At 69.3% G+C, this 19,764-nt stretch carries 22 protein-coding genes; 10 read left to right on the forward strand and 12 right to left on the reverse strand.

Annotated elements, in window-relative coordinates; genetic code table 11:
- The 3 genes from KO353_RS01815 to KO353_RS01825 are packed head-to-tail and all read right to left on the reverse strand — an operon-like array spanning position 1 to position 2,107.
- Positions 1–507: a TRAP transporter small permease gene (locus tag KO353_RS01815; protein WP_218286073.1), complete on the reverse strand. Its 507-nt coding sequence runs from the start codon at positions 505–507 to the stop codon at positions 1–3.
- Positions 504–1,547: a TRAP transporter substrate-binding protein gene (locus KO353_RS01820; protein ID WP_218286074.1), complete on the reverse strand. Its 1,044-nt coding sequence runs from the start codon at positions 1,545–1,547 to the stop codon at positions 504–506. The genes KO353_RS01815 and KO353_RS01820 overlap by 4 nt, the downstream gene beginning before the upstream one ends.
- A 35-nt stretch (positions 1,548–1,582) precedes the next feature.
- Positions 1,583–2,107, reverse strand: coding sequence for a MarR family winged helix-turn-helix transcriptional regulator (locus tag KO353_RS01825; protein ID WP_218286075.1), 525 nt, complete (start codon positions 2,105–2,107; stop codon positions 1,583–1,585).
- 86 nt (positions 2,108–2,193) lie between these two features.
- Here KO353_RS01825 and KO353_RS01830 point away from each other — a divergent pair, with 86 nt between their 5' ends.
- Genes KO353_RS01830 through maiA form a run of 6 tightly spaced genes read left to right on the forward strand, consistent with a single transcriptional unit; the run spans position 2,194 to position 7,821 of the window.
- Entirely contained in the window at positions 2,194–3,330 is a 1,137-nt protein-coding gene (locus KO353_RS01830) for a homogentisate 1,2-dioxygenase (protein WP_218286076.1), read from the forward strand.
- A 4-nt stretch (positions 3,331–3,334) separates the two neighbouring features.
- Positions 3,335–4,357, forward strand: a complete 1,023-nt coding sequence (locus KO353_RS01835; protein ID WP_218286077.1) for a fumarylacetoacetate hydrolase family protein — start codon at positions 3,335–3,337, stop codon at positions 4,355–4,357.
- Positions 4,354–5,322, forward strand: coding sequence for an MBL fold metallo-hydrolase (locus KO353_RS01840; RefSeq protein WP_218286078.1), 969 nt, complete (start codon positions 4,354–4,356; stop codon positions 5,320–5,322). The genes KO353_RS01835 and KO353_RS01840 overlap by 4 nt, the downstream gene beginning before the upstream one ends.
- Before the next feature lie 5 nt (positions 5,323–5,327).
- On the forward strand, positions 5,328–6,944 hold the full coding sequence (locus KO353_RS01845) for an FAD-dependent oxidoreductase (RefSeq protein WP_218286079.1): 1,617 nt from the start codon (positions 5,328–5,330) through the stop codon (positions 6,942–6,944).
- A complete protein-coding gene (locus KO353_RS01850) occupies positions 6,944–7,180 on the forward strand; it encodes a DUF2783 domain-containing protein (protein ID WP_218286080.1) in 237 nt (78 codons plus the stop codon). The genes KO353_RS01845 and KO353_RS01850 overlap by 1 nt, the downstream gene beginning before the upstream one ends.
- Complete coding sequence (gene maiA, locus KO353_RS01855; protein WP_328774490.1) at positions 7,177–7,821, forward strand: maleylacetoacetate isomerase; 645 nt, start codon at positions 7,177–7,179, stop codon at positions 7,819–7,821. Before KO353_RS01850 ends, maiA begins: the two co-directional genes overlap by 4 nt.
- Positions 7,822–7,854: 33 nt before the next feature.
- Here the strand turns inward: maiA and KO353_RS01860 are convergent, their stop codons facing one another.
- Genes KO353_RS01860 through paaN form a run of 6 tightly spaced genes read right to left on the reverse strand, consistent with a single transcriptional unit; the run spans position 7,855 to position 14,035 of the window.
- Complete coding sequence (locus KO353_RS01860) at positions 7,855–8,556, reverse strand: ABC transporter ATP-binding protein (RefSeq protein ID WP_235691984.1); 702 nt, start codon at positions 8,554–8,556, stop codon at positions 7,855–7,857.
- Entirely contained in the window at positions 8,543–9,328 is a 786-nt protein-coding gene (locus KO353_RS01865) for an ABC transporter ATP-binding protein (protein ID WP_218286082.1), read from the reverse strand. Before KO353_RS01865 ends, KO353_RS01860 begins: the two co-directional genes overlap by 14 nt.
- A complete protein-coding gene (locus tag KO353_RS01870) occupies positions 9,325–10,272 on the reverse strand; it encodes a branched-chain amino acid ABC transporter permease (RefSeq protein WP_218286083.1) in 948 nt (315 codons plus the stop codon). The genes KO353_RS01865 and KO353_RS01870 overlap by 4 nt, the downstream gene beginning before the upstream one ends.
- Complete coding sequence (locus tag KO353_RS01875; RefSeq protein WP_218286084.1) at positions 10,272–11,144, reverse strand: branched-chain amino acid ABC transporter permease; 873 nt, start codon at positions 11,142–11,144, stop codon at positions 10,272–10,274. Before KO353_RS01875 ends, KO353_RS01870 begins: the two co-directional genes overlap by 1 nt.
- Before the next feature lie 45 nt (positions 11,145–11,189).
- A complete protein-coding gene (locus KO353_RS01880; RefSeq protein WP_218286085.1) occupies positions 11,190–12,344 on the reverse strand; it encodes an ABC transporter substrate-binding protein in 1,155 nt (384 codons plus the stop codon).
- Between the two features lie 29 nt (positions 12,345–12,373).
- Positions 12,374–14,035, reverse strand: a complete 1,662-nt coding sequence (paaN, locus tag KO353_RS01885; protein ID WP_218286086.1) for a phenylacetic acid degradation protein PaaN — start codon at positions 14,033–14,035, stop codon at positions 12,374–12,376.
- Positions 14,036–14,163: 128 nt separating this feature from the next.
- Here paaN and KO353_RS01890 point away from each other — a divergent pair, with 128 nt between their 5' ends.
- The 4 genes from KO353_RS01890 to KO353_RS01905 are packed head-to-tail and all read left to right on the forward strand — an operon-like array spanning position 14,164 to position 17,390.
- Positions 14,164–14,940, forward strand: coding sequence for an enoyl-CoA hydratase-related protein (locus KO353_RS01890; protein ID WP_218286087.1), 777 nt, complete (start codon positions 14,164–14,166; stop codon positions 14,938–14,940).
- A complete protein-coding gene (gene paaI / locus KO353_RS01895) occupies positions 14,937–15,386 on the forward strand; it encodes a hydroxyphenylacetyl-CoA thioesterase PaaI (RefSeq protein ID WP_218286088.1) in 450 nt (149 codons plus the stop codon). Before KO353_RS01890 ends, paaI begins: the two co-directional genes overlap by 4 nt.
- Positions 15,383–16,714, forward strand: coding sequence for a phenylacetate--CoA ligase PaaK (paaK, locus tag KO353_RS01900; protein ID WP_218286089.1), 1,332 nt, complete (start codon positions 15,383–15,385; stop codon positions 16,712–16,714). The genes paaI and paaK overlap by 4 nt, the downstream gene beginning before the upstream one ends.
- Positions 16,715–16,718: 4 nt before the next feature.
- Positions 16,719–17,390, forward strand: a complete 672-nt coding sequence (locus KO353_RS01905; RefSeq protein ID WP_218286090.1) for a TetR/AcrR family transcriptional regulator — start codon at positions 16,719–16,721, stop codon at positions 17,388–17,390.
- Here KO353_RS01905 and paaE read toward each other — a convergent pair.
- From paaE to paaC, 3 genes are read right to left on the reverse strand one after another with little or no spacing between them, the layout of a single operon-like run.
- Positions 17,375–18,460 (reverse strand): 1,2-phenylacetyl-CoA epoxidase subunit PaaE, encoded by a 1,086-nt coding sequence (gene paaE / locus KO353_RS01910; protein WP_218286091.1) that lies wholly within the window; start codon positions 18,458–18,460, stop codon positions 17,375–17,377. The genes KO353_RS01905 and paaE overlap by 16 nt on opposite strands.
- 13 nt (positions 18,461–18,473) lie before the next feature.
- Positions 18,474–18,980: a 1,2-phenylacetyl-CoA epoxidase subunit PaaD gene (paaD, locus tag KO353_RS01915; protein WP_218286092.1), complete on the reverse strand. Its 507-nt coding sequence runs from the start codon at positions 18,978–18,980 to the stop codon at positions 18,474–18,476.
- Positions 18,974–19,744: a 1,2-phenylacetyl-CoA epoxidase subunit PaaC gene (gene paaC / locus KO353_RS01920; RefSeq protein WP_218286093.1), complete on the reverse strand. Its 771-nt coding sequence runs from the start codon at positions 19,742–19,744 to the stop codon at positions 18,974–18,976. The genes paaD and paaC overlap by 7 nt, the downstream gene beginning before the upstream one ends.
- Positions 19,745–19,764 lie beyond the last annotated feature (20 nt).

Raw genomic sequence — 19,764 nt, forward strand, 5'->3', positions numbered from 1 at the left:
TCAGCCGGTCCGTACGCTGGAGCGTTCCCGTAACGAAACCCCTGCCAGGATCACCATCGCGGCCGCAGCGAGAGCCGTGAAGGCGGCCATCAGGAACGCTACCGGCGCGAGCGGGATGGCGAGAAGGTTGGTCGTGGCATGCTCAAGAGCGAGGCGTTCGCCCCGAAGCCAGAGCTGCCAGGCGAGCACGGCAAGCACGGCCCCCGCCGCTGCCTCGGTGACGGCGCGCTGCAGCGCAACGAGCCGCGGCGGCAGCAGATGATCCAGCACATCCACCACGACATGCTCCCGCCCGAGTGTGGCGAGCGGCAGGGCGGCGAAGACCGTGATGGCGAGCAGAAGCCCGACCAGCTCGTAGGAGCCTGGCAGCGGCGCGTTGAGCAGATACCGCCCGATCACGTCGAGCGCCGTCACCACGGCCATGGCGGCGAGCGCGAGAGCGACGAGAAGCCCCGCTGCCAAGCGGCCAGGTCCCACCACGCGCTCGGCGGAGGAACGAGCCGTCACGCTGGCGGGCGCACACCGGTCGCGGCGCGGATCTCGGCAAGCAGCGCCGCGCCGTCGACTCCGCGCCCGCGCGCAGCTTCGACCCAGCGTGATTCGAGCGCGGCGGAGGCCCGTCTGACCGCGCGCACAAGCGCCTCGCTTCCTTCGACGATGGTGATCCCGGCGGCCCGCATCTGCTCGATCGCTGCCCGGTCCGCGGCGTTCCACGCCTTGCCGATCAGCCGAGCGAAGGCTTCGCCGGAGACGGTACTGATCGCCTCGCGATCGCGCGGCGCGATGGCATTCCACTTCGCCTCGTTGATCACGAAGAACCAGGATGTGTTGTAGATCCCGCCCGGCAGAGTGGTGGTGAAGCGCACGTGTTCGGTGAGACGGAACGAGGTGATCGCCTCGTAGGTGATGGTCACGCCATCGACCACGCCGCGGCTCAGCATCTCGAAGATCTGGCCGGCCGGAGCCTGGACCGGGACCCCGCCGAGCGCCTGAATGAGGTCGGACGCGTGCCCGCCCGGAACACGGAACCTGAGACCGGTGAGATCACCGGGCTGCATGACCGGCCGTGGTTTCGTGTGGATGTTGCCGGGCCCATGGGTGAAGAGGCCGAGAACGTGCACGCCGCGATGCTCGTCGGCCTTACGCAGTGTCCTTTCGAAGGCGTTCCAGTACGCCACCGAAAGCGTCTCGGCATCGTCGCCCAGGAAGCTGAACTCGAAGGCGCGCTGCAACAGGAAGCGATCGCCTGGGATGAAGCTATGGAGGCTGTAGCCGAGATCCGCGACGCCATCGCGCACAAGGTCGAAATGCGCGGGCGGGCCACCGAGCGGCTGGGCAAGAAGCCGCACCGTGACGCGCCCGTCCGTGACCTGGCGGACCTGCTCCATCCAGGGGCGGAAGGCATTCTCGACGATCGGGTGGCGCGGCGGAAGCCAAGAGGAGAAGGAGAGGGTGACGCCCTGTGCTGCGAGAGGGCGGGCGATCGAGAACAGCGGCAGGGCGCCGATCGCGCCGAGGAGCATGCGGCGAGGGGTGCGGCCTTGCATGGACATCCTCCCTTCTGTGGTTACAAATGAAAATGTCAGTCCGGCACCGCCCGGTCAAGCCTCGCCGTGTCCAGGGCCTCCGCGCGCGCCGCGATCCGCCCGAGCATCGCGCTGAGCGCGGCGCGGTCAGCCGGCCCGAGCACCGCCATCAGGTCGGCCTCCAGGCGCCGGGCAAAGGGCACGATCTGCTCGTAGACACGCCGCCCTTTGGCGGTGAAGGCGAGCAGCCCGAGGCGGCGATCGGCCGGGTGCGGGCCGCGACGCACCAAGTCCTTCGCGAGCAGCGACGCGACGGCGCGGCTGACCTTGACCTTGTCCATCGCCGTCCGCTCCGCGATCGCAGTCGCCGCGACCGGGGCATAGCGGCCGATCACCGCGAGGCAGCGCCATTCCGGGATCGAAAGGCCGAACCTCTCCGCATAGAAGTGGGCGAACAGGCGGCTGACCTTGTTCGCCGTCACGGAGAGCTCATAGGGAAGGAAACGCTCGAGCAGGAATGGGGCGGTCTCGTCGCCCGCCTGCCCGGCGTCCTCCGGCTCGCGTCTTGACAACCGTTGCATCTGAAACAGTATGTTGGAAACGCGAACGTGACGCAAGGCGGCCGGGCGAAAGCGGGCATGGCAGGCCGGTCGCAGGGAGGGTTGCGATGAAGCACTACATCCGGTTTCCCCGCATGGAGGGGCAGACGAGCCGCCAGGCGCATGCCGATCTCCCGGCGGGCACGTTCGAGCGCGAGCTCGGCAAGGAGGGGTTCTTCGGCCCGGCGACGCACATGTACCACCGCCATCCGCCGACCGGCTGGTCGTCCTGGGAGGGGCCGCTGCGCCCCCGTGCGTTCGACCTCGCCCGGCTGAACGCTCAGCATGCCTCGCCGTTCGAGGCCGCCGAGATCCTGTTCAACCAGCATGTCCGGCTGCGCTTCTGGCGTGCCCCGCAGGCGATGGACCATCTCGCCCGGAACGCCGATGGCGATGAGCTGATCTTCGTCCATCAGGGGTCCGGCGATCTCTTCTGCGACTACGGACACCTGACCTACAGAGCCGGCGACTACATCGTTCTCCCGCGCTCGACGATGTGGCGCATCGAGAGCCGCGAGCCGACCGTCTGCCTGCTGATCGAGGCGACGAACTCGACCTATATGCTTCCTGACAAGGGCATGCTCGGGGCGCATGCGATCTTCGACCCCGCGGTGCTCGAGACGCCGCAGATCGACGAGGCCTTCCGCGCGCAGCAGGGCGAGGCGGAGACACGCGTCGTCATCAAGCGTCGCAACGCGCTATCGGTCTGCACCTATCCGTTCAACCCGCTCGATGCGGTGGGCTGGCATGGCGATCTCGCGCCGGTGAAGCTGAACATCGAGCAGATCCGCCCCCTTGCATCGCACCGCTACCATCTGCCGCCGTCGGCGCACACGACCTTCGTGGCGAACCGGTTCGTGATCTGCACCTTCACGCCGAGACCCTTCGAGACCGACCCGGGCGCGCTGAAGGTGCCGTTCTTCCACAACAACGACGACTATGACGAGGTCCTGTTCTACCACGCAGGCGACTTCTTTTCGCGCGACAACATCCATGCCGGGATGATGACGCTGCACCCCTGCGGGTTCACCCATGGGCCGCACCCGAAAGCGCTCGAGCGTGCCTTCGTCCAGCCCAAGCCCGCCACCGACGAGTATGCGGTGATGCTCGATGCCCGCGACGCGCTCGAGATCGGCGCAGCGGCGCACGGCGTGGAGGTCGCGGGCTACGCCGACAGCTGGAAGGTCAAGCGCGCCGCGGAGTGACAGCTTGAAGCTCGCCACCCTGTCCGAAGGCGGGCGCGACGGCCGGCTAATCCTGGTGACGCGCGATCTCGAGCGCGCCGTGCGTTCCCGCACGGCGCCGACGCTCCAGGCCGCGCTCGATGACTGGGCACGCGTGGCACCGAGGCTCGAGGAGGAGGCCGCGGGACTCGAGGCAGGCGTTGTGGAAGGCGCGTTCCCTTTCGATCCGCGCGCCTGCAGGGCCCCGCTGCCGCGCGCCTATCAATGGGCGGACGGCTCCGCCTACCTCAACCATGTCGAGCTTGTCCGCCGCGCCCGCGGCGCCGAACTGCCGCCCGCTCTTCGCGACGACCCCCTGATGTATCAAGGCGGATCGGACGGCTTCCTGGGCCCGACCGACGACATCCCGCTCGGCGACGAGGCCTGGGGCCTCGACTTCGAGGCCGAGATCGCGGCGATCCTCGATGACGTTCCACAAGGCCCCACGGAAGAGGAGGCGCGCGCCTCGATCAGGCTGTTCGTCCTCGTGAACGACATCTCCCTGCGCAACCTGATCCCGGCTGAGCTCGCCAAGGGATTCGGCTTCTTCCAGTCGAAGCCCGCCTCGGCGTTGTCGCCGGTGGCGGTGACGCCGGACGAGCTCGGCCCGGCCTGGGATGGCGACCGCGTGCATGGCGCGGTTTTGTGCACGTTGAATGGGACCCTTTTCGGCCGACCTGACGCCGGCGTCGACATGGCCTTCGGATTCCCCCGCCTGATCGCGCACGCGGCGCGCACGCGAAGCCTCGGTGCCGGAACGATCCTCGGCGGCGGCACGGTCTCGAACCGCCAAGGCGGGCTCCATGGCGCAACCGTCGCGAACGGCGGGCGCGGCTTCGCCTGCATCGCCGAGCTGCGCATGTACGAACAGATCGAGACGGGAGCGGCACGAACGCCGTTCCTGCGCGCGGGCGACAGGATTCGAATCGAGATGGTCGATAAGAGTGGCCGAAGCGTCTTCGGTGCGATCGACCAGCGCGTGGTTCCGTTCCGGCGGTGGGTTGGATGAGCAAAGGCTTCGCAAGCACGGCTGATCTTGCCGAAAAGCGCGTGAGCTTCGACGAGATCGGCCCCGGTCTTTATGCCTACACGGCAGAGGGCGACCCGAACTCGGGCGTGATCATCGGCGATGATGCGGTGATGGTGGTCGACGCCCAGGCGACGCCCGCAATGGCCGCCGACGTGATCGCCCGGATCCGTACCGTCACCGACAAGCCGATCCGCTGGCTGGTGCTGAGCCATTACCATGCCGTTCGGGTGCTCGGCGCGAGCGCCTACCGCGCCGATCACATCGTCGCCTCCGCCCCGACGCGCGGGCTCATCGTCGAGCGCGGAGCGGCCGACATGGAGAGCGAGATCGGCCGCTTTCCGCGGCTGTTCCGGGGGCGGGAGACGATCCCCGGCCTGACTTGGCCGACGCTGACCTTCGCACGCGAGATCACGCTCTGGCTCGGCCGCCGTGAAGTGCGGATCCTTCATGTCGGGCGGGCGCATACGGCCGGCGACACGGTCGTCTGGCTGCCGCGGGAGCGTGTTCTGTTCGCTGGCGACACGGTCGAGTTCGGCGCCACCCCTTATTGCGGCGATGCGCATTTCGGCGACTGGCCGGGAACGCTTTCGGCGCTGCGCGCGCTCGATCCGGCAGCGATGGTGCCAGGGCGCGGTTCCGCCCTGACGACACGGGAGGACTGCGCCTTGGCCATCGAGGGAACGGAGGCGTTCACCACGCGGCTCTATGCCCTCGTGCGTGCCTATGCGGAACGCGGCGCGCCCCTGAAGGAGGCCTACGACGCGGCGATCACGGCGATGCGACCGGAGTTTGGCCACTGGGTGATCTTCGATCACTGCATGCCGTTCAACGTCAGCCGCGCCTATGACGAGGCGCTCGGGATCGATCGCCCGCGCGTCTGGACCGCGGCGCGAGACCGCGCCCTGTGGAACGCGCTCGAGGGCGATGGGCAGGCCAAGGCGTGACCGCCATGCTGAGCCGCTGGACCCCGCCCCGCTATCCGTTCCGCCCGCCGCGCGAGCTCGAGGCCGAGGCCCAAGGGACGGCGCCCGTGCATCATCCGGTCGTGATCGTCGGCGCCGGGATGGTCGGGCTTACGGTAGCGCTTGATCTCGCTCGGCACGGCATCGCAACGGTGGTGATCGACGACGACGACACCGTCAGCATCGGCAGCCGCGCGATCTGCCTCGCCAAACGCACGCTCGAGATCTACGACCGGCTCGGGCTCGGCCAGCGCGTGCTCGACAAGGGTGTGACCTGGAAGGTCGGCAAGGTGTTCCACGGCTCGGCGCTCGCCTATGCCTTCGACCTTCTGCCCGAAGCGGGGCACCGCATGCCCGCCTTCGTCAACCTGCAGCAGTATTATCTCGAGGCGTGGCTGGTCGAGGCCTGTGTCGAGAGCGGGCTCGTTGATCTCCGCTGGAAATCCCGTCTCGTGTCGCTCTCCCGCGAGGAGGACCATGTCCGGCTCGCGGTCGAGACGCCGGCGGGGATGTACACCATGACGGCCGACTGGCTGCTCGCCTGCGACGGGGCGAGGAGCACAGTTCGCGCCGCGCTTGATCTGCCGTTCGTCGGGAAGGTCTTCCGCGACCGGTTCCTGATTGCCGATGTGGTGCTCAAGGGCGAGGTGCCGTTCCCCTCAGAGCGCTGGTTCTGGTTCGACCCGCCGTTCCATCCCGGACAGTCGGTGCTTTTGCACAAGCAGCCGGATGACATGTGGCGGATCGATTTCCAGCTCGGCTGGGAGGCGGACCCGGAGGAGGAGAAGCGGCCCGAGCGCGTGATCCCCCGGATCCGGGCGATGCTGGGCGAGGGAATCGAGTTCGATCTCGAATGGGTGAGCGTCTACACTTTCCGCTGCCGGCGGCTTGAGCGGTTCGTGCACGATCGGGTGATCTTCCTCGGCGATTCAGCGCACCAGGTGAGCCCGTTCGGCGCGCGCGGCGGCAATGGCGGCGTTCAGGATGCCGACAATCTCGCCTGGAAGCTCGCGGCCGTGCTGCGCGGCACCGCGCCGCCCTCGCTTCTTGGGACCTATGACGCGGAACGGATCCCGGCCGCCGACGAGAACATCCTAAACTCGACCCGCGCGACCGACTTCATCACACCGAAGACGGAAGCCGTGCGCGCCTATCGGGACGCGGTTCTGCAGCTTGCGCGCGACCACGCGTTCGCCCGCCGCATGGTGAATTCCGGTCGTCTCTCGAGCCCGCATTGTTACGCCGCGACACCGCTCTCCACGCCCGACGTCGAGGCATGGGCGGCGGGGCCCCCTCCTGGCGCGCCGGCGATCGACGCGCCGGTCGCTGACGGGTGGCTACTCGAACGCCTCGGCGGGCGGCCCGTGCTCGTGCTGTTCGGCGCCGTGCCTGACCCGGCGCTTCCGGGCCTTGCGACACTGCGCCTGCCCGCGGACGGCGTTGCCGCCGAACGCTATGGAGCGCTCGCGGGCGGAGCCTATCTCTTTCGGCCTGACCAGCATGTCGCGGCGCGTTTCGCCGCACCGACGCCAGAGGCCGTTGCTTCGGCGCTCGCGCGCCTGTGGGGTCGCGTCCCGGCGGAAGGACGGATCACGGCGGCGTGATGCGTAAGCTCGACACAGCCCCGCGTCTGAGCGACCCGGATGCGGTGTTCGCCGCGCTCGCTGAGGCGCATCGCGGCCTCTCTCCGGAGGAGAGCCGCCGCCTCGATGCGGCGCTCGTGTTGGTGCTCGCCAACCACATCGGCGATGCCGAGGTGCTTCACGGGGCGATCGCCGTCGCCCGCGCCGCGATCCACGCACCCGCCGCGTGGGGCGACACGGCGGGCACTGTTCCATGACGCTGCGCCTCTTTACCTACTGGCGCTCCTCGGCGTCCTATCGCGCGCGGATTGCGCTGAACCTCAAAGGGCTTGCCTATCACTCGGTGCCGGTGAACCTCGTCCGCGATGGCGGGGAACAGAACCGGCCAGACTATCTGTCGAGGAACCCGCAGGCGCTCGTGCCCACCCTCGAGGTGGATGGCATGCCGCTGACGCAGTCGCTTGCGATCATGGAATGGCTCGAGGAGACGTATCCGCAGCCGCCGCTTCTGCCGCGCGAGCCTCGAGAGCGCGCACGGGTGCGCGCCTTCGCGCTCGCGATCGCCTGCGAGATCGCCCCGCTCTCCAATCTCGCAGTGCGGCGCTATCTCAACGATCCGCTCGGCATAACGGAGGCAGCGCAAGCGGCCTGGCACCAGCATTGGCTCGCGCGCGGGCTGTCCGCCTGCGAGGCGATGATCGCGAGCGGGGAGGGGCCGTTCTGTTTCGGTACGTCACCGACCATGGCGGACTGCACCCTCGTTCCGCAGCTCTACAACGCTCGCCGGTTCGGACACGACCTCGCCCCCTATCCCACGCTCCTGCGCGCGGAAGCCGCGATGCTCGCCTTGCCTGCTGTGCAGGCTGCCGCACCGGAGGCGCAGGCCGACGCAGCCTGAAGGGAGGGAACCGGGCGCGCGCCCCTCGCCCGATCAGATCCCGAGATAGGCTTCCCGAACCCGCGGGTCATCAAGCAGGGCCCGGCCCGTTCCGGCATGGGCGATCCGCCCTGTCTCGAGCACATAGGCGCGATCGGCGATCGCGAGCGCGGCGGAGGCGTTCTGTTCCACGAGCAGCACGGTCATCCCCCGTGCCCTGAGCCGCACCACCGCCTCGAGGATCTGATCGACGAGAAGCGGCGCAAGTCCCATCGAGGGCTCATCAAGCAACAGGAGCCGTGGTCGCGCCATCATCGCGCGCCCGACCGCGAGCATCTGTTGTTGCCCGCCCGAGAGCCGCCCGGCGGGCTCGTGGCGCTTCGCGGCGAGCACCGGGAAGAGGGCATAGACCTCGCCAAGGGTCGTTTCGGTCTCGGCGCGGCCGCGGCGGAAGGCGCCGAGCCGGAGATTGTCCTCGACCGTGAGCGGGGCGAAGACTTGGCGGCCCTCCGGCACCTGGACGATGCCGAGGGCAACCCGCGCATGCGCCGCAAGCTCCTCGATTGGCGCGCCCTCGAACAGGATCCGTCCGGCGGTCACCGGCTGCACGCCGGAGATCGCGCGCAGGAGCGTCTTCTTGCCGGCACCGTTGGCGCCGATCAGGGCGACGATCTCGCCCGAGGAGACCTCGAGATCGACGCCCTTCACCGCCTCGATTCGGCCGTAACCGCTGCGCAAGGCCTCAACCCGAAGCATGCGCTGCCTCCGCGCCATGCCTGCCGAGATAGGCAGCAATCACCTCGGGATTGCCGCGAACCTCGGCTGGGCTGCCAAGCGCCAGCATCCGGCCGTGGTTGAGCACGAGGATCCGGTTTGAGATCCGCATCACGAGCTTCATGTCGTGTTCAACGAGGACGACTGTCGTGCCGCGCGCGGCGATGGCTGCGATCAGCCGGTCGATCTCCTCGGTCTCGACCGGGTTGCAGCCGGCGGCGGGTTCGTCGAGCAGAAGCACGCGCGGCTCGGCTGCGAGCGCCCGGGCGATCTCGAGACGCTTGAGCGCACCATAGGGCAGGCTGCCTGCGGGGTCACGCGCACGGTCGGCGAGGCCGACGAAGGCGAGAAGCTCGCGCGCGCGCTCGCGGGTCGCGCGGTTCTGCCGCGCCACCCATGGAAGGTGCAGCAGCGACCCGATCACCCCCTGCCGCTCGCGCAGGTGGCGCCCCACCATCACGTTCTCCTCTGCCGTCATGCGGAAGAAGACCTGCAGGTTCTGGAACGTGCGCGAGAGCCCCCGCGCGGCGAGGCGATGGGGCGGCAGGCCGGTGACGTCCTCGCCCGCGAGAAGCACCTTCCCCTCTCGCGTCCGATACACACCCGAGATGATGTTGAAGAGCGTTGTTTTGCCCGCACCGTTCGGGCCGATGATCGAAAATACCTCCCCGGGCTCGGCGCTGAAGGAGACGCCGTCGAGCGCGCGCAGCCCGCCGAAGGAGATCCCAATCTCTTGGGCCGCGATCGCGCTCATGCCGGCCGCTTCGCAAGCAGCACCGCGAGGCCCGGCACGATCCCCTGGCGGAGGAAGATCATGAACAGGATGATCATCAGCCCGAGTACTGCATGCTCGTAGTCGTGGAAGACGGTCAGGGCCTGCGGGAGGATGGTCAACACTGCCGCACCGACGACTGCTCCGAGGCAGGACCCCATGCCGCCGATCACCACCATGGTGACGAGCTCGATCGAATGCAGGAAATCGGCCGCCTGCGGCGTGACGAACCGGTTGAACAGAGCAAGCAAAGCGCCGGCGAGGGCGGCATAGACGGCAGCGATCACGAACACAGCGAGCTTGGCGCGGGCGACGTCGATCCCGGCGACGGCGGCGGCGACCTCGCTGTCGTGCAGCGCGCGCAAAGCCCGCCCTATCGGGCTGTCCTCCAGATTGAGCGCGACGAGCACGCCCGCAAGCAGCGTCAGCCCGTTGATCCAGTACCAAGTCGCGGCCCCGGCGACGCGCCAGCCGAACAGAACGAGCCGCGGCACCTGGATCCCGTCCCGCCCGCCGGTGATCGCCACCTCGCTGTTGAGCACGAGCCAGATCAGGATCCCCAAGCCAAGCGTCGCGACCGCGAGATAGTGCCCGCGCAGGCGCAGGATCGGCCGGCCGACGAGAAAGGCGAGCAGCCCGGCGCAGAGCAGCCCGAGCCCGAGCGAGGGCAGGGGATCGAGCCCGAGATGGCGCGGCCCGAGCGCCACCGCATAGGCGCCGATGCCGACGAACCCCGCTTGCCCGAGGCTCACCTGGCCCGCAAGCCCCATCAGCAGGTTGAGGCCGACGGCGGCAAGCGCGTTGATCCAGACGAGAGTCGCGATGCGCAGAAAGAAACCGGACGGGAAGACGAGCCAGAGCAGAAACAGAAGCACCGCGAGCCCTGCCACCGTGGCGAGACGGGGACTGAGACGCCCCGACGGCATCAGACCCGCTCCACCCCGCGCCGGCCGAGCAGCCCCTGCGGCAGCACGAACAGCACGGCGAGAATGACGAGGAAGGCGACCGCGTCCTTGTAGGTCGAGGAGATGAAGCCGGCAGCGAGCGACTCGAGAAGCCCGAGCGCGAGCCCGCCGACCACTGCGCCGACCGGGTTGCCCATGCCCCCCAGCATCGCCGCGGCGAACCCCTTGAGCGCGAGCAATGTGCCAACCGTCACGCTCGTCAGCGTGATCGGGGTGATCAGGATTCCCGCCATGGCGCCGATCGCACCCGAGATGCCGAAGGCGAAGGCGAGCACGAGTGTGGTGTCGATGCCGACGAGGCGTGCGGCGAGGCGGTTCGCCGCTGTCGCCCGAACCGCCTTGCCGAGCAGGGTGCGCTCCATCACGAGCCACAGCACCGCGACGATTGCTGCCGCGCCACCGAGCACCCAGAGGCTCTGCGGCAGGATCGAGGCGCCGAGCACGCGGATCGGCTCCTCGCCAGAGAAGGCCGGGAGCGAGTGGAACTGCCGGTCGAACACGATCTGCGCCAGACCGCGGATCAGGATCGAGGCGCCGATGGTGATGATGATCAGCGTCACAGCGGAGGCACCGCGGGCAGGCTCGATCGCGAAACGATGCAGCAAAAGCCCGGTCACGACCGCGACGGCGATCGCAAGCAGCGCCGCAAGCGGCAGCGGCACGCCGGCGGCAAAGGCGAACACCGTCACCATGCCGCCAAGCATGACGAACTCTTCTTGGGCGAAATTGATCACGTCCGAGGCGTTGTAGATCAGCGTGAAGCCGAGCGCGACGAGGGCGTACACTGCGCGCACGGTCAGGCCAGAAAAGACGAACTGCAGGAGCTGGTCCATGGCGGGCGAACGGGGAGCGGGGCGCCAGTGGCGCCCCGCCGGGGATCAATCGAGCAGGCGCCAGGTGCCGTTGCGGATCTCGATCATTCGGAACGCCGAAAGATCGAGGCCCATGTGGTCGGTCTCGCTCATGTTGACGACGCCGCCCGTCCCGATGAAGCCGCGCGTCTGGCGGATCGCATCGCGGATGCGCGCGCCGTCGGTGCTGCCGGCACGCTTGATCGCCTCGACCAGGATCATCAGCCCGTCGAAGGCATGGCCCCCGAAGGTGCTCACCGGCTGGTTCTGCGTGCTCTCGTAGAGCTGCTTGTAGGCCATGACGACCGGCTTCTGCGGGTCGTTGTCGGGCAGCTGTTCGGCGACGAGCAGGGCCGCGGCGGGGAGCCGCAAGCCCTCCGCGGCGGGGCCCGCGAGCTCGATGAAGCTGCGCGAGGCGACGCCATGGCTTTGATAGAGCGGCACGCCCATGCCGAGCTGGGCGAAGTTTCGTGTCACGATCGCCGGGCCCTGGCCGAAATCGGCATTGACCACCGCCTGCACGCCGCCCTGAACGTTGCGGATTCGTGTCAGCTGCGGCGTCATGTCGGTGTCGCCCGGGCCGTAGCGCTCGTCTGCGGCGATGGTGATGCCGAAGGCGGGGGCGACGCGGAGGCACTGGGTGCGCATCGAGGCGCCGAAGCCGCCGGTGCCGCTGATCAGCCCGACGCGCGTCAGCCCGCGCTTGCGCAGGTCATCGAAGATTTTCTCGCACGCCATCTTGTCGGTGTGCGGCGTCTTGAAGGTGAAGGGCTTCACCGGCTCGATGATCTCGATGCCGCCGGCGAGGCTGATGAAGGGCAGGCGCGCCTCCTCGAACACCGGGATCATCGCGAGGCTCGTGCCAGTCGTCGTGCCGCCGACGATGGCGACCACGCGGTCATCCTCGACGAGGCGGGTGGCGAAGGTGCGGGCGCGGTTGGCATCGCCACCGTCGTCGTAGAGAACGAGCTCGAGCCGGCGCCCGAGCACGCCGCCCGACTGGTTGATCCGGTCGATATAGAGGCGTAACGTGCGCGCCTCCGGATCGCCGAGGAAGGAAGCGGGCCCGGTTACGGAGAGTACCGAGCCGATCCGGATCGGCGCCTGGGCGGCGGCAGGGGGCAGGCCGAGGCTGAGGGCGGCGGCGCCGATCAGCATGGCCGAGAACAGTCTCCTGGACATCGTTTGTCTCCCTCGGTTGTGCGTGTTGTTCATGCCGCGATCGGCCGCCGGACGGCGACGACGCGGAAGCGGTTGGCGACGAAGGCGCTGTCGGTCAGGCAGGCATTGCCTGCCGGGTTAAGGCCGGTGACGTGGAAGTCGCTGAACGCAGCCGACTGGTTCACGTAGATGCCCCCGGTGAGATTGACGGAGAGTGGCACGCCGGCGCGGGCGAAGGCCTCCGCGGCGCGGGCGATGAACGCCTCGTCGGTGGCGTAGAGACCCGCGGTGATGGCGCCCTTCGCTCGCGCCGAAGCAGCCGCGCGGGCGAGCGCCTCTTCGGCGTTCCGGCAGCGGATCAGGAAGGCGATCGGACCGAACCGCTCTTCTAGATAGGCCCTGTCGTCCTCGGCCTCGACCGCGACCAGAAGCGGGGTTGCCGTACGCGCCTGCCCGGCATTGGGCAGCGGCGTGCTGTCGCGGACGATCCGCCCCAAGCGCCGCGCCGCCGCGATGCGCTCGAGCGTGGCGGGGCTTGCGATTGCGCCGAGGATCGCAGCGGCACGGGCAGGATCGGCGAGCAGGGAATCGATCGCCTCGCCGATACCGGACGCGACGGCCTCGAAGCTCAGCGTTCCCTGGTCGGTCTCGACTCCCTCTGCCGGAATGAACAGGTTCTGCGGCGCGGTGCACATCTGCCCCGAATAGAGGGAGAGCGAGAAGGCGAGATTGGCGCACATGCCGCGGAGATCCGGCGCACCCGCGATCACCACTGGGTTGATCCCCGCCTCCTCGGTGAACAGAACGGCGTCGCGCACATGTTCGCGAAGCCAGCGCCCGAAGGCCGGGCCGCCTGTGTAATCGACGATGCCGATCGCCGGATGGGTAGCGAGCTCCGCGGCGATCGGCGCCTCCGGGCTATCGGGCGCGAGCTGGACCACGTCCGGGTCGAACCCGGCCTCGCCCAGGACAGCGCGCGCGGTGCGGACAGTCAGCGCAAGCGGCAGGATCGCATTCGGATGCGGCTTGACGATCACGGCGTTGCCGGTGACGAGGGAGGCGAACAGAGCCGGATAGCCGTTCCATGTCGGGAACGTGGAACAGCCGATCACAAGGCCGATACCGCGCGGCACGATGCGCCAAGTCTTGGCGAGGAGGAGCGGGGGGCCCTTTCCCTGCGGCTTCTCCCAGCGCGCGGTCGCGGGGATACGCGTCATCTCGTCGACGGCATAAGCCACCGCCTCAAGGCCGCGATCCTGCGCATGCGGCCCGCCCGCCTGGAAGGCCATGACGAAGGCCTGGCCGGTGGTGTGTTCGATGGCGTGCGCCATCAGGAAGGAGTCGCGGTTGAGGCGGGCGAGGATTTCGAGTGCGAGGCCCGCACGCGCCTCGACCGACGCTGCCGCCCAGGCGATGCCCGCGCGTTGCGCCGCGCCGATCAGGGCTGCGACCGATCGCTTCGGATAGGTGATGCCGAGCGGGAAGCCATAGGGCGACACTTCCGCGCCGACTGGCTCTGCGTCGCCGTCCTGGTCGAGCGGAAACGGCTTGCCAAGCAGCGCTTTGAAGGCGGTTTCAGCGGCGGGGCGCGCGTCCTCGCCGTAGAAGCGGGCCGACGGCGTCTCGGGATAGGCGCTCCAGTAGCCGCGCGCGCGGCAGGCAGCGATCGCCTGCTCTAAGATGACGCGATGGGCCGCGAAGAACTCCGCCATAGACGCCCCTCCCGCCGGGCGGTGTTGACGCCAGCCTCGGCGATTGAATAATTGAACGGTCGGCCGGTGAAATGCAAGAGGCCGCCGCAGGCAAGGCCGACACGAAGAACCACGCGAGGAAACGCCGCATGACCGAGACCGTGCTCGTCGAGCAGCATCCGGGCTGGCGCCGTCTGGTGCTCAATCGCCCGGAGCGGCTCAACGCCTTCGATCGCGCCATGCAGGAGGCGCTGCACCGAGCCCTCGACGATGCGGAGGCGGACCGATCCTGCCGCGCTGTGGTTCTTGCGGGCTCGGGGCGCGCCTTCAGCGCCGGCCAAGACCTCGAGTCGGTGCGCAGCGAGGCGGATCTCGGCCGCGTGCTCGAGGATGGGTGGAACCCTCTGATCCTGCGCCTCGGCCGGCTCGGCGTGCCGACGGTTGCCGCCGTGCATGGCATCGCCGCCGGCGCCGGTGTCGCGCTTGCGCTTGCCTGTGACATCGTGCTCGCCGCGCGATCAGCGCGGTTCCACATGGCCTTCGCCAGGATCGGACTGATCCCGGACAGCGGCGCGACCTGGCAGCTGCCGCGGCTGATCGGGCCTGCGCGCGCGCGCGCGATCTCGATGCTGGCCGAACCGGTCACGGCCGAGCAGGCCGAGGCTTGGGGCATGATCTGGCGGGCGGTCGAGGACGAGGTGTTCGGCGCGGAGGCGGCCAAGCTCGCTGAACGTCTCGCCGCCGGCCCGACCGCGGCGCTGGTCGCGACACGCGGCGCGTTTGCGGCCGCCGGCACGGCGACGCTCGAGGCGCAGCTCGAGCGCGAGCGCGATCTGCAGCGGGCGGCAGGACAGCATCCCGACTACGCCGAGGGGGTGGCTGCCTTTCTCGAGAAGCGCGCCCCGCGCTTCGGAGCGCGCGCATGAGCGCCGCCGCCGTCGCCGCGGCGATGTGGGCGGAGGATCACGCCTCGCGCGGCCTCGGCATGTCGCTCGATCATGTCGACGAAGGCCGTGCCGTGCTCTCGATGCGGGTGACGGAGGCGATGGTGAACGGCCATGGGATCTGTCACGGCGGCTTCATCTTCGCCCTCGCCGACAGCGCCTTCGCCTTCGCCTGCAACTGGACGGACGAGCGGACCGTCGCGGCGCACTGCGCAATCACCTATCTGCGCCCCGCGCGCCTCGGCATGCGCCTGGTCGCCGAAGCCGTCGAGCAGACCCGCGTGGGCCGCTCGGGTGTGACGGACGTGACGGTGCGCGATCAGAATGGTGAGCTGATCGCGCTGTTCCGCGGCCACTCGCGCACCATTGGCGGCCGGATCACCAAAAGCGACGACAATCGCATGACGGCAAGGGGAGGAAACGGATGACCGCAGCTGCGAGCAAGCGCATCAGCCGTGTGCCGCGGCCCGACGAGCTCGATCCGATCGAAACCGCAAGCCGGGACGAGATCGCCGCCCTGCAGCTCGAGCGGCTGCGCTGGTCCGTGCGCCACGCCTACGAGAACGTGCCGACCTATCGCGCCCGTTTCGATGCCGCCGGTGTGCACCCCGACGATCTGCGCACGCTCGAGGATCTTGCGAGGTTCCCGTTCACGACCAAGGACGATCTGCGCGCGGCCTATCCGTTCGGCCTGTTCGCTGTCCCGCGCGAACGAATCGCGCGGATCCATGCCTCCTCCGGCACCACCGGCAAGCCGACCATCGTCGGCTATACGTCGCGCGACCTCGAGACCTGGGCCGAGGTCGTGGCGCGCTCGATCCGCGCCGCCGGCGGACGGCCGGGCATGATCGTGCACGTCGCCTATGGCTACGGGCTGTTTACCGGGGGGCTCGGCGCGCACTACGGCGCCGAGCGCCTCGGCTGCACCGTCGTGCCTGTCTCCGGCGGCATGACCGAACGGCAGGTGACGCTGATCGAGGATCTGCGCCCCGACATCATCATGGTCACGCCGTCCTACATGCTCGCGATCCTCGACGAGTTCCGCCGCCAGGGGCTCGACCCGCGCGCGAGTTCCTTGGCGATCGGCATCTTCGGCGCCGAGCCCTGGACCAATGCCATGCGCGCTGAAATCGAGGAGGCGTTCGACATGCACGCGGTCGACATCTACGGGCTGTCCGAGATCATCGGCCCCGGTGTTGCCAACGAGTGCGTCGAGACCAAGGACGGGCTTCATCTTTGGGAGGATCATTTCTATCCGGAGATCATCGACCCGGAGACGGGGCGGGTGCTTGCCGACGGCGAGCGCGGCGAGCTCGTGCTGACGACGCTGACCAAGGAGGCGATGCCCGTCATCCGCTATCGCACGCGCGACCTGACACGCCTCCTGCCCGGCACGGCGCGGACGATGCGTCGGATCGAGAAGATCACCGGCCGCTCCGACGACATGATCATCCTGCGCGGCGTCAACGTTTTCCCGTCCCAGGTCGAGGAGCAAATCCTCCGCGTCGGGGGGCTCGCGCCGCACTACCAGCTCGTGCTCACACGCGACGGCAGGCTCGACGCGATGACGGTTCGGGTCGAGGCGGAGCCTGGAGTGGCAGGCGCGGAGCAGCGCGCCGCCCTCGCCCAGGAGCTCGCCCAGCACGTCAAGGGCGTGATCGGCGTCTCGGTAGGTGTCGAGGTGGTGGACCCGGGCGCGATCGAGCGATCGACCGGCAAGGCGCGGCGCGTGGTCGATCTGCGCGCGAAAGGGTGAGGTGATGGCGCGTCGGCGCGCTGCGGACTACGAAGCCAAGCGCACGCATCTCTTGCGCACCGCGGCTCCGCTCTTCGCACGCCACGGCTATGACCGCACCTCGCTCTCGATGATCGCGGTCGCCGCTGGCGTCTCGAAGGGGCTCGTCTACCATTACTACGCGGACAAGGATGCGGTGCTCGCGGACATCATCCGCCGCCATCTCGCCGAGCTGATCGAGGTGGTGACGGCGGCCGCCGCCAAGGACGATCGCCCGCCGGAACGACGCCTCGCTGACATGGCGGTCGCTCTGCTCGCCGCCTACCGCGATGCCGATGCCGAACACCAGGTGCAGGTCGCGCATCTTCGCCTTCTGCCCGAGCCGGTGCAGGAGGAGCTGAAGGACATGGAGCGCGTTCTCGTGACGCTGTTCGCCGACGCGCTCGCCGCCGTCGCCCCGCCGCTTGCGGGCGACCGACGTCTGCTCAAGCCGCTGACCATGAGCCTGTTCAGCATGCTGAACTGGGCGTTCTTCTGGTTCCGCGAGAACGGGCCGATGACACGCCGCGACTATGCGGAACTCGCCGCGCGGATGGTGGTGCTCGGCGCGCGCGATCTCGCCGGTATGCCCCCGATAGCCACCAGCCGAACCGCGCGCGCGGCCACGAACCGCGCCCGGGTTCAGACCGCGTCGTAGTCGACGGCGAGCTCCCGCGTCTTCGGCCGGCTCTGGCAGGTCAGCACATAGCCGGCCTCGAGTTCCCAGGGCTGTAGCGAGTAATTCTGGTCCATCTCGACCTCGCCGTCGGTGAGGCGCGCGCGGCAGGTGCAGCACATGCCGCCGCGGCAGGACCACGGCGCATCGATCCCCGCCCGCAGCGCCGCGTCGAGCACCGTTTCGCCCGCGGCCATCGGCACCTCGCGGGTGACACCATCGAGGGTGACGCGAAGCCGGGCGGTTGCCGGCGCTTCGGCCTCGACCGGAACGGGCGGGCGACGCGGCGCGCCCTCGCCGGGGGTAAAGCGCTCGATGTGGATCAACGACTTGGGAACGCCCAGGGCACCGAGTGCCGAGGCCGCCGCCTCGGAAAGGCCGGCCGGCCCGCAGAGATAGGCGGCCGAGATGGCGCCCGGCGCGACCAGGCCGGGCAGGAGCTCACGCACCCGCGCCTCGTCGAGACGCCCGTGCAGAACCGGCAGATCCGAGGCCTCGCGCGAGAGAACATGCAGAACGCTGAACCGGGCGAGATACCGATCCTTGAGATCCTCGAGCGCGCCGCGGAACATCACCTCGCCGGTGCTTCGGTTGCCGTAGAGCAGCACGAAGCGGCTGTTCGGTTCGCGGGCAAGCAGCGTGCGCGCGATCGAGAGGATCGGGGTGATCCCCGATCCTGCGGCAATCCCGACGACGGTGCGCGCCGCCGACGGATCGGGGCGGAAGACGAACGTCCCCTGCGGCGGCATCGCCTCGATCACATGCCCGGGCGCGAGCGCGCTTGTCGCCCAGGTCGAGAAACAGCCGCCCGGGACGCGTTTGATTCCGATCGCCAGCGCGCCGCCATCCAGCCCCGCGCAGATCGAGTAGCTTCGCCGCACCTCCTCGCCGTCGATCACGCGTCGAAGCGTGAGATATTGGCCAGGCAGGAAGCGGAACAGGAAGGCGCGTTCTGGGGGCGGCTCGAGCGTGATCGAGACGGCGGAGTCGGTGAGCCGTTCCACGGCCGTGACGGTCAGCGGATGGAAGCGGGTGGCGACGGGCGCGTTCATGCTGCCCTTCTCCTCAGTGGCACTTGAAGTAGTCGAAGGGCTCGCGACAGGCCCGGCAGCGCCAGAGCGCCTTGCAGGCGGTCGAGCCGAACTCGGAGAGCTTCTCGGTGTCGGTCGCGCCGCAGCGCGGGCAGGGGACGAGCTCGTCGGCGCCGAACAGGGCGCGCCGGCCCGCTCCCGGCGTCGGCGGCGCGATCCCTGCCCGGCGCAGGGCCTCGCGGCCGGCGGGCGTGATCCAGTCGGTCGTCCAGGCCGGCGTCAGAACAAGCGAGACGCGCGGCCGGCCGAGCCCGGCTGCCTCGATCGCCGCCTCGATGTCGAGCGCGATCGCGCGCATCGCCGGACAGCCGGAGTAGGTCGGCGTGATATCCACCTCGATCACCCCGTCTGCGCCGAGGCGGACGTCGCGCAGCACGCCGAGATCGGCGATCGAGAGGGTAGGAATCTCGGGATCGACCACCCGCGCACAGGCGGCACGCGCAGCGGCAAGGGTGCGGTCGCGGTCGCTCAGGCTCACCATGTCGCGTCCGGATAGGCGCGCGGGAGGTGCTGCATCACCGCGAGGAGGTGGCCGAGATGCTCGGTGTGGCGCCCCCAGCGTCCGCCCGACTGCATCCAGCCCTCGGCGGGGCGGTCGAGCCCGGCTTCGGCGAAGACGCGGTCGATCGTTGCATCCCAGGGGGCGCGCACCACGGCCGGATCGGGCAGGATGCCATCGGCGATCACGGCGCGGTCCGCGTCATCGACCTCGAACAGCTCGCCGGTATAGGGCCAGAGGGTGTCGAGCGCTTCGAGCATCCGCCGTCGGCTTTCCCCCGTTCCGTCGCCGAGCCGGATCACCCACTCGCCACAGTGGCGAACGTGGTACGCGGCCTCCTTCTCGGCCTTGGCGGCGATCGCGGCGAGCGTGGCGTCACGGCTCCCGGCCGTCGCCTGCCAGAAAGGCAGGGCGTGCGCGGCGAGCAGGAAGCCGCGCAGGATGGTGAAGGCGAAATCGCCGCGCGGGAGTTCCGCCATCAAGACGTTCCGGAACTGCGGCGCGTCGCGCCGATAGGCAAGGTCGTCCTCCGTTCGGCCAGCCCCCTCGACTGCGGCGGCGTGGGTGTACAGCGCGCGTGCCTGGCCGAGCAGGTCGAGGGCGATGTTGGCGAGCGCGAGGTCCTCCTCGAGCATCGGTGCGTGCCCGCACCATTCCGAGAGCCTGTGGGAATGCACGAGCGCCGTGTCGGCAAGCCGCAGGAGCCCGAGGGTGAGCGGTGTTTCGGCGACCGCGATCGTCGTCATGGTCTGCTCCGGCCGGCTGC

The sequence above is a fragment of the Elioraea tepida genome, from assembly GCF_019203965.1.
Classification (GTDB): domain Bacteria; phylum Pseudomonadota; class Alphaproteobacteria; order Acetobacterales; family Acetobacteraceae; genus Elioraea_A; species Elioraea_A tepida.